We start from the raw sequence: 9,046 nt of genomic DNA on the forward strand, positions 1-9,046 counted from the left end.
AGCCCGACCTGTGCCTGGTGCTCGCGACCGACGCGACCGACGCGACGCACGCACGGCCGAGCACGGGACCGAGCGCGGGGCCGCGCGCGGGGCCGAGCGCGCGGCCGGAGGTGGTGCCGGGCGGGCTCTGGCGAGGGGCGCACGAGACTCCGCTGCCGCGACCGCCGAGACCGCCGCGACGGTGCCACCGCGCCGGGCCCTGCTCGACGCGGCCGGCCGAACCGGTCGCACCGGTCTGCGGCTGCGCGACGTGCTGCCACGTCACGACGTGCCGCTGCGGACGGGTGTGAGCGAACGGCTGACCGCCGGGTCGCTGCACCGCGACGCGGCCTGGGCCGAGCGGTCCACCACCCCGCGGATCGCCTCGCTGGCCGAGCACGGCCTCGAGGTCCGCCGGCTCGAGACCGCCCGCAAGGACCTGGGGTCGCTCTCGCGCAAGGTCGCCGACCTGGCCGCCCCGGCGGATCGCCGCGGCACCCCTGCGCGACCTCGGCCGCCGGCCGAGTCGCTGGCCACGGTGAACGACACCGTGCGCTACACGGTGGTCGCCGACGAGGCGGCCTACGCCGCCGACGTCCGCCGGGTCGTCGAGCTGCTGCGCGAGCGCGACCTCGAGCTCGCGGGTGAGCACACCGCGTGGAGCCGGCGCGACCGCGGCGCCTACAAGGGCCTGAACCTCGCGCTGCTCGACCGGCAGACCGGGCGGCTGGTCGAGGTGCAGGTGCACACCCCCGCGAGCCTCGAGGCGTCCGAGCTCACGCACGGCCTGTACGAGGTGGCGCGCGACGTCCGGCAGCCGGACCGGGTCCGCGCCGACGCACGGGAGCTGACGGACGCGGTGTACCGCGACGTGCCGCTGCCGCCGCAGGTGTCGACCCTGGGCAGGCAGCTGGCCGCGCTACCGCACGTCCCCGCGCGGGCCTTCCGGGTCGACGGGGGTGCGGGCGGCCCGCGGGTGCTGGGGCACGCCGCCGTCGGCGCCGCGGTCGGGGCCGCGGCCGGGCCGCTGCTGCGTGCAGACCCCGACGGCGACCCCGACGCCGGGCGGGGTGGGCCGGTGGGTGGCAGCATCCGGGGCGGCCCCTGACCGGGTGCACTCGATCAGACGCACAGACGCACAGACGCGCAGACGTGCACGCGCACGACCGACACGACAGGAGCACGACGTGCCAGGACTCGACGGACGGGTGGCCCTCGTCACCGGCGGCGCCCGCGGCATCGGCGAGGCGACCGCGCGCCGCCTGCAGGCCGACGGGGCGCGGGTGGCCGTCGACGCCCTCGACGAGCAGGTGGCCCAGGCGACGGCCGCGGCGATCGGCGGCGGCGCGATCGGCATCGGCTGCGACGTGGCGGACGCCGCGTCGGCCGACGCCGCCGTCGAGCGGGTGGTCGGCGAGCTGGGCCGCCTCGACGTGCTGGTGAACAACGCCGGGGTGACCCGCGACAACCTGCTGTTCAAGATGAGCGAGACCGACTGGGACGTCGTGCTCGGCGTGCACCTGCGGGGCGCCTTCCTCATGAGCCGTGCGGCGCAGCGGCACCTGGTGCCGCAGCGCAGCGGGCGCATCGTGAACCTGTCGAGCGTGAACGCCCTCGGGGCCCGCGGCCAGGCGAACTACAGCGCGGCCAAGATGGGCGTGCAGGGCTTCACCCGCACGCTGGCGATCGAGCTCGGCCCGTTCGGCGTCACCGTGAACGCGGTGGCGCCGGGGTTCATCGCGACCGCGATGACCGACGCGACGGCCGAGCGGGTGGGCATGTCGCCGTCCGAGTACCAGGAGGCGGCGGCCGCGCAGACGCCGGTGCGCCGGGTCGGGCAGCCGGACGACGTCGCGAACGCCATCGCCTTCTTCGCCTCCGACGCGGCCTCGTTCGTCACCGGCCAGGTGCTGTACGTCGACGGCGGCGCGCGGGTCTAGGCCTGACGCCGCCGGTCCGGGCCCTGCGCTGCAGGTCCGGGCCCGGTGCCGTGGGTCCGGGCCTGGTGCCGTGGCCTCGGTGAGCGGCGGTCGGGGCCGAGCACCGGGCCGTCGAGCAGGCCCGAGCTGCGCAGCTCGCGCACCAGCGAGTGGCCGTTCGCAGCGCGCAGCCAGGGCACGTCGCGGCCCGAGCGCAGCTGCGGGCGGGCCTCCGGCAGCGGCACCGGCGTGCCGTGGGTGAGCACCTGCTCGCTCACGGCCAGCTGGCGGATGGCGACCAGGCACACGTCCTCGGGGCGGGCCCAGACGATCTCGTCGTACAGCTGCGGGTCGTGCTGCCCGTCGTCGCCCACCAGCACCCAGCGCAGCTGCGGCAGCTCGTCGACGAGCCGCCGCAGCGCCGCCCGCTTGTGCTCCGGACCGGACCGGAACCAGCCGTCCGGCGTCGGGCCCCAGTCGGTGAGCAGCAGCGGGCCGGGCGGGAACCCGCGCCGGCGCAGGAACCGCTGCAGCGCGGGGGCGAGGTTCCAGGCGCCGGTCGACACGTAGACCACGAACGCGCCGGGGTTGTGCTGCAGCACGGTGCGGTAGAGCTCGGCCATGCCCGGCACCGGTCGCCGCGACTCCTCGCGGCGCACGAAGGTGTTCCAGAACGCCAGCAGGGGGCGGGGCAGCGCGGTCATCAGCACCGTGTCGTCGATGTCGCTGACCAGCCCGACCCGCTCGTCCGGCCCGACCACGCGCACGTCGACGGTCGTCACGTCGCCGCCCTCGACGCTGAGCCGCCCCTGGGACCAGCCCGGCGGCAGGTCGACGGCGACGACCTCGTCGAGGTACCCGCCGCGGCCGCTCGACAGCACGTGCCGGCGACCGCCGAGGTCGAGCTCGACGCGGACGCCGCTCAGCTTGGCGCTCAGGAAGTGCCGCCAGCCGCGCACCGACAGGTCGCCGGTGTCGACCAGCTCGGGCGGCGCGAGCAGCACCCGGGCCAGCACGCGCACCCAGCCGTCGGTGCCGTAGCCGGTGTACGCGATCACGCGCGGGCGCCAGTGCCGCCGGATGAGCCGCGACGCGACCGCGTGGTTCAGCAGGTCCTCGAGGCGCGCGCCGAGGTGCAGCACCGGCTCGACCCGGGGGTCGGCCCGGGGGGTCGCGCGCTGCGGCGACGCCTGCTGCGACGTCGGCTGCGAGGTCGTGGCGGGCTCGACGGCGGCCTCGGCGTCGGTCACTCCGCCAGCCTAGGGGCGGCGTCCCCGCGCGGCGCGGCGTCGACCCCCGCCGACCGGCCGTCGTCGTCGCGCCCCGGCGCCTGGTAGCGCCAGAAGTCGGGGTACCGGCTGACGACGAGCACGATGGCGACGACCACCAGCAGACCGCCGCCGGTGACCGCGACCCGTGGCCCGAGCAGGTCGCCCAGCGTGCCGTGCAGCAGGTCGGCCAGCCGGGGACCGCCGGCGACCACCACGATGAAGAAGCCCTGCATGCGGCCGCGCATCTCGTCGGTGGTGGCCTGCTGCAGGATCGCGCCGCGGAACGAGGAGCTGACCAGGTCGGCGACCCCGGCGAGGGCGAGGAACACCGCGCCCAGCCACAGCGGCCCGGCCAGCCCGAACCCTGCGACGGCCAGCCCCCACGCGGCCACGGCCAGCACGACCCCGCGGCCCTGCAGCCGCACCCGCGTGAAGGTGCCCGAGAGCAGCCCGGCCACACCGGCACCGAGCGGGATCGCCGCGTAGAGCACGCCGAGCGCCAGGCCACCGCCGGGTGGGTCGCCGAACGATCGCTCGGCCAGCTCGGGGAACAGCGCGCGCGGCATGCCGAACACCATCGCCACGACGTCGGCCAGGAACGAGACCAGCAGGATGCGCTGCACGAGGAGGTACCGACCGCCCTCGAGCACCGAGCGCAGCCCGGGCGACCGCACCTCGCCCCCGGCGCGGGCCAGCGGTGGCAGCCGGGGCAGACCGACGGTCAGCAGCACGGCGACGAGCAGCCCGACGGTGTCGACGAGGTAGAGCGTCGGCAGACCGACCACCGGGATGAGCACGCCGGCGAGCAGCGGGCCCAGCACGAGCCCGAGGCTGCTGACGCTGGTGCTGAGGGCCGCGGCAGCCGTCAGCAGGTCGCCGGGCACGAGGCGCGGGACGGCGGCGCCGCGCGCCGGCGCGTTCAGCCCGAAGCACGCCTGCTGCAGCGCGAGCAGCACCAGCACGCCCCAGACCGAGTGCGAGTCGGCGGCCGCCTGCAGCCACAGGCCGAGCGAGGTGAGCGCGATGCCGGCGTTCGTGACCAGCAGCAGGGTGCGGCGGTCGAGGGCGTCGGCGATGCTGCCGCCCCAGAGCCCGAACACGACGAGCGGCACCAGGGCGACCGCCCCGCTGACGCCGACCCACGCCGAGGAGCCGGTGTCGTCGAACACCTGCTTCGGCACCGCGACCGCGGTCAGCTGGCTGCCCACCGTGGTGACGACGGTCGACAGCCACAGCCGCCGGAACGCCCGGTGCCGCAGCGGCTCGACGTCGACCACGAACCGGCCCAGCCCGCGCGCGCTCACCGGTCGATCACGGTCACCAGGGTTCCACGAGGCGGACGGGGGCACGGCGACGGGCCCGGACCGAGTGGTCCGAGCCCGTGCGGTGGTCCTGCGGTGCGCAGCCGGTTCAGGCCGCGCGCTGGATGCGAGCCAGCTCGTGCTCGTACTCGCGGGACAGCTCGTCGACGAGGTCGAGGTCGTCGACCTCGACGGCCTCGTTGACGCGCTCGGTGTACGTGCTGTGCAGGGTCTCGAGGGTGTCGAAGGCGATGATGCTCATGGCAGCTCCTGGAGTGGTGCTCAGGTGCGGCGCCGTTGCCGTGTGGATGCGTGCCTGCGTCGTCGGCGGGCACAGGTCCAGTGTAAAGGTGCTACGTATGACGGCCAAGCTGGCGAGGCCCGGACGGCCGGTGAGCCCGCTCACAGGGCGGTGAGCTCGAGCACCTCGACCGCCGGCTCGCCCAGCGCGTCGGACGCCGCGAGGTCGACGCGGGCCGTGATCGCCCAGTCGTGGTCGCCGTCCGGGTCGTCGAGCACCTGGCGCACCAGCCACGCGTCGGGGTCGGTCTCGGCGTCGACCTGCAGCAGCGCCGGGCCGCGGGCCTGCGGCCCGGTGCCGACGTCGGCGTGCGCGTCGCGGTAGGGCTGCATCGCGTCGGCCCAGGCCTGGGCCGTCCACCCGGCGTCGCCGTCGAGCTCGCCGAGGTCGCCGTAGCGGTACCGGGCGAGCAGCTCGACGCGGTGGAACATCGCGTTGCGCACCAGCACCCGGAACGCGCGGGCGTTCGCCGTGACCGGCGGGGGCGCGGCGTCGAGCGGCCGGGCGTCGACGGCGGCCTCGACCGCCTCGGGGTGGCTCAGCTGCTCCCACTCGTCGAGCAGGCTCGAGTCGGTCTGCCGCACGACCTCGGCCAGCCAGGTGGTCAGGTCGTCGAGCTCGTCGGTGCGGGCGGCGTCGGGCACCGTGCGGCGCAGCGCGCGGACGGCGTCGGACAGGTAGCGCAGCAGCAGCCCCTCCGACCGCTGCAGCCCGTAGAGCGACACCGTCTCGGTGAACGTGAGGCCGCGCTCGGCCATGTCGCGCACCACCGACTTGGGCGACGGCGGCGTGGCGGCGAGCCACGGCCGGGCCGCCCGGTAGGTCTCGAAGGTGACGTCCAGCAGGTCGGCGAGCGGTTGCGGCCAGCCGATCTCGTCGACCAGCTCGACCCGCTCCTCGTACTCGAGGCCGTCGGCCTTCATCTGCTCGACCGCCTCGCCGCGCGCCCGGTTGCGCTGCGCCATCAGCACCGGCATCGGGTCGTCGAGCGTCGCCTCGAGCACCGACACCACGTCGAGCGGGTACGTCGGGGCGTCGCGGTCGAGGACGTCGAGCACCGCGAGGGCGAACGCCGACAGCGGGCGGTCGAGCGCGAAGTCGGCCCGCAGGTCGACGGTCAACCGGGCCCGGCGTCCGGTCTCGTCGGGCTCGGCGAGCTGCTCGACCACGCCGGCGGCGAGCAGCTCGCGGTAGAGCTGCACGGCCCGGCGCACCAGGCGCACCTGCGCGGCCGGCCGCTCCTGGTTCTCGCGCAGCAGGTGCCGCAGGTGCTCGAGGGTGTCGCCGGGACGGCTGATGGTGTTGAGCAGCATGGCGTGCGACACCATCATGCGGCTCTGCAACGGTTCGGGTTCGGCCGCGACGAGGTTCTCGAACGTCTGCTGCGACCACCCGACGAACCCCTCGGGCGGCTTGTGCCGCACCACCTTGCGCCGCTTCTTCGGGTCGTCACCCGCCTTGAGCACCGCCCGGTGGTCCTCGATGACGTGCTCGGGCGCCTGCACCACGACGGTGCCGGAGGTGTCGAAGCCGGCCCGCCCGGCGCGACCCGAGATCTGGTGGAACTCGCGCGCGTTCAGCCGCCGCACCCTGCGCCCGTCGTACTTCGTGAGCCCCACGAGCAGCACCGTGCGGATCGGCACGTTGATGCCGACGCCGAGGGTGTCGGTGCCGCACACCACCTTCAGCAGCCCCGACTGCGCCAGGCGCTCCACGAGCCGGCGGTAGCGCGGCAGCATGCCGGCGTGGTGCACGCCGATGCCGTGCCGCACCAGCCGCGACAGCGTCCGCCCGAAGCCCGCCGTGAACCGGAAGTCGCCGATCAGCTCGGCGATCGCCGCCTTCTCGGCGCGGCTGCACACGTTGACGCTCATCAGCGCCTGCGCTCGCTCGGCCGCCGCCGCCTGCGTCGGGTGCACCACGTAGACCGGCGCCTCGTGGGCGTCGAGCAGCTCCTGCAGCGCCTCGTGCAGCGGGTCCATCGAGAAGCGGTACGACAGCGGCACCGGCCGCTCGGCCCCGGCCACCAGGGCGGTCGGCCGGCCGGTGCGGCGGGTGAGGTCGGCGCGCAGGTCGGTGGTGTCGCCGAGCGTCGCCGACATCAGCACGAACTGCGTCTGCGGCAGCTCGACGAGCGGCACCTGCCAGGCCCAGCCGCGCTGGTGGTCGCCGTAGTAGTGGAACTCGTCCATCACCGCCTGGCCGACGTCGGCGTCGCGGCCCCCGCGCAGCGCGACGTTCGCCAGGATCTCGGCGGTGCAGGCGATGATCGGCGCGTCGGCGTTCACCGAGGCGTCGCCGGTGACCATGCCGACGCGCTCGGCCCCGAACGTGCGCACCAGCTCGAAGAACTTCTCGCTCACCAGCGCCTTGATCGGCGCCGTGTAGTACGTGCGGCGACCGGCGGCGAGGGCGCTCAGGTGCGCCGCGACGGCGACCAGCGACTTGCCCGAACCGGTCGGCGTGGCCAGCACCAGGTTGCTGCCGCTCACCACCTCGACGACGCCCTCGTCCTGCGCCGGGTACAGCGTCAGCCCGCGGTGCGTCGTCCAGGTGGTGAAGGCGTCGTAGACGGCGTCCGGGTCGGCCGACGACGGCACCTCGAGACGGTGGGGGTGCACGGGGCCGGCGGTCATGGTGCGCCCATCCTCCCCCAGGCCGGGCCCCGAAGGGCTCAGAGGCCCTGCCACGCGGGCTTGCCGGCCCACGTCTCGCGGTAGTAGGCCAGGTGCTGCAGGCCGGCGGCTGCGGCCTCGTCGAGCAGCACCGACACGTGCGGGTGCAGCTGCAGCACCGACGCCGGGCAGGACGCCGACACCGCGCCCTCGACGGTGCGGGCGACCGCCTCGGCCTTGCCCGCGCCGGTGGCCAGCAGCACCAGGTGGCGCGCCTCGCGGATGGTGCCGAGGCCCTGCGTCAGCACGTGGTGCGGCACCTCGTCGGGTGCGGCGAAGAAGCGCGCGTTGTCGGCGCGGGTCTGCGCGGTGAGCGTCTTGACCCGGGTGCGCGAGGCGAGCGACGAACCCGGCTCGTTGAAGCCGATGTGCCCGTCGGTGCCGATGCCGAGCAGCTGCAGGTCGACCCCTCCGGACGCCGCGATGGCCCGCTCGTACGCCGCGCACGCGCCGGGCAGGTCGTGGCTCAGGCCGTCCGGTCCCTGCACGGCGTCGTCGGCGAGGCCGAGGCCGTCGAGCTCGCGGCGGATCACCTCGCGGTAGCGCTCGGGGTGGCCGGGCGGCAGGCCGACGTACTCGTCGAGCAGGAACCCGCGCACCCGCGACAGGTCGACCTCCCCCGCGGCGTGCCGGAGCCGCAGCCCGGCGTACACCCCGAGCGGGCTGGAGCCGGTGGCCAGGCCGAGCACCGCGCTCGGCTGCGCGCGCACCAGCGCCACGACGGCGTCGGTGGCCAGCTCGGCCAGCTGCTCGGCGTCGGTCAGGACGACGACCTCCACGGTGCTCCTCCGGTCAGGCGCGGCCGGCGGCCACGAGGTCGGCGGCGATCGCGGCACCGACGGCCGCGGCGGTCGACCCGGCGGGCAGCAGCACCACGCGCCGGGGCAGGTCGAGCGAGGTGAGGAACGCGCTGCCGGTGGCCTGGGCGGCCAGGGCTCCCGACACGGCCTCGAGCAGCGGCGGCCCGACGTCGCTCACGCCGCCGCCGAGCACCACGACCTCGACGTCCGCGGTCAGCACGAGCAGCCGCACGGCAGCCGCCACCGCCGCGCTCCAGTCGTCGCGCACGCGGCGGGCCCGCTCGTCGCCGGCTGCTGCGGCGGCGAACAGCTCGACGGCCGGGCTGCGTCCGCCGGGCACCGGCCAGGCCGCGGCGAGGGCCGAGCCCGAGGCGAGCTGCTCGAGACAGCCGCGCTGCCCGCAGCCGCAGGGCGGCCCGAGCGGATCGACCGGCACGTGCCCCACCTCCCCCGCCGCGCCGCGCGATCCGCGGCGCACCCGGCCGTCGCCGACCAGGCCGGCCGCCAGCCCGGTGCCGATGCTGAGCAGCGCCAGGTCGGGCAGCCCGAGCTGGTGGGCCGCGCCGAGGGCGGCGGCGTTCACGTCGTTCTCGACGGTGACGGCGGCACCGACCCGCTCGGCCAGCGCCGGCCCGAGGTCGAAGACCTCGTCGGTGAGGCCGAGGTTCACCGCGTGCCGCACCGAGCCGCTGCCGGGTGGCACCACGCCGGGCACGCCGACCCCGACCGCCCGCAGCGGCGCGGACGCCGGGCGCTCGGCGGCCAGCGCGGCCACCGCGGCCGCGGCGCTGCGCAGCACC

General features: G+C 76.0%; 8 protein-coding genes. 2 read left to right on the forward strand and 6 right to left on the reverse strand.

The window, feature by feature from the left end; all coding sequences use genetic code 11:
- The first annotated feature begins 181 nt into the window (after window positions 1-181).
- Both ACYVI6_RS16855 and fabG read left to right on the forward strand, forming a co-directional pair.
- Complete coding sequence (locus tag ACYVI6_RS16855) at window positions 182-1,087, forward strand: hypothetical protein (protein WP_460447473.1); 906 nt, start codon at window positions 182-184, stop codon at window positions 1,085-1,087.
- 79 nt (window positions 1,088-1,166) lie between these two features.
- Entirely contained in the window at window positions 1,167-1,919 is a 753-nt protein-coding gene (fabG, locus tag ACYVI6_RS16860) for a 3-oxoacyl-ACP reductase FabG (RefSeq protein WP_460447474.1), read from the forward strand.
- Here fabG and ACYVI6_RS16865 read toward each other — a convergent pair.
- The 6 genes from ACYVI6_RS16865 to ACYVI6_RS16890 all read right to left on the reverse strand — a co-directional run.
- Complete coding sequence (locus ACYVI6_RS16865) at window positions 1,916-3,148, reverse strand: App1 family protein (RefSeq protein WP_460447475.1); 1,233 nt, start codon at window positions 3,146-3,148, stop codon at window positions 1,916-1,918. The genes fabG and ACYVI6_RS16865 overlap by 4 nt on opposite strands.
- Window positions 3,145-4,473, reverse strand: a complete 1,329-nt coding sequence (locus ACYVI6_RS16870) for an MFS transporter (RefSeq protein ID WP_460447476.1) — start codon at window positions 4,471-4,473, stop codon at window positions 3,145-3,147. The genes ACYVI6_RS16865 and ACYVI6_RS16870 overlap by 4 nt, the downstream gene beginning before the upstream one ends.
- Window positions 4,474-4,579: 106 nt before the next feature.
- On the reverse strand, window positions 4,580-4,732 hold the full coding sequence (locus ACYVI6_RS16875; RefSeq protein ID WP_460447477.1) for a hypothetical protein: 153 nt from the start codon (window positions 4,730-4,732) through the stop codon (window positions 4,580-4,582).
- Between the two features lie 140 nt (window positions 4,733-4,872).
- Window positions 4,873-7,407, reverse strand: a complete 2,535-nt coding sequence (locus ACYVI6_RS16880; RefSeq protein ID WP_460447478.1) for a DEAD/DEAH box helicase — start codon at window positions 7,405-7,407, stop codon at window positions 4,873-4,875.
- A 38-nt stretch (window positions 7,408-7,445) separates the two neighbouring features.
- The gene (locus tag ACYVI6_RS16885; RefSeq protein ID WP_460447479.1) at window positions 7,446-8,225 is read right to left on the reverse strand and encodes a glucosamine-6-phosphate deaminase; all 780 of its coding nucleotides are present in this window, start codon (window positions 8,223-8,225) and stop codon (window positions 7,446-7,448) included.
- A gap of 13 nt (window positions 8,226-8,238) precedes the next feature.
- A partial coding sequence (locus ACYVI6_RS16890; protein WP_460447480.1) for an ROK family protein occupies window positions 8,239-9,046 on the reverse strand: 808 nt, incomplete at its 5' end.

It is taken from the genome of Angustibacter aerolatus (assembly GCF_054776675.1).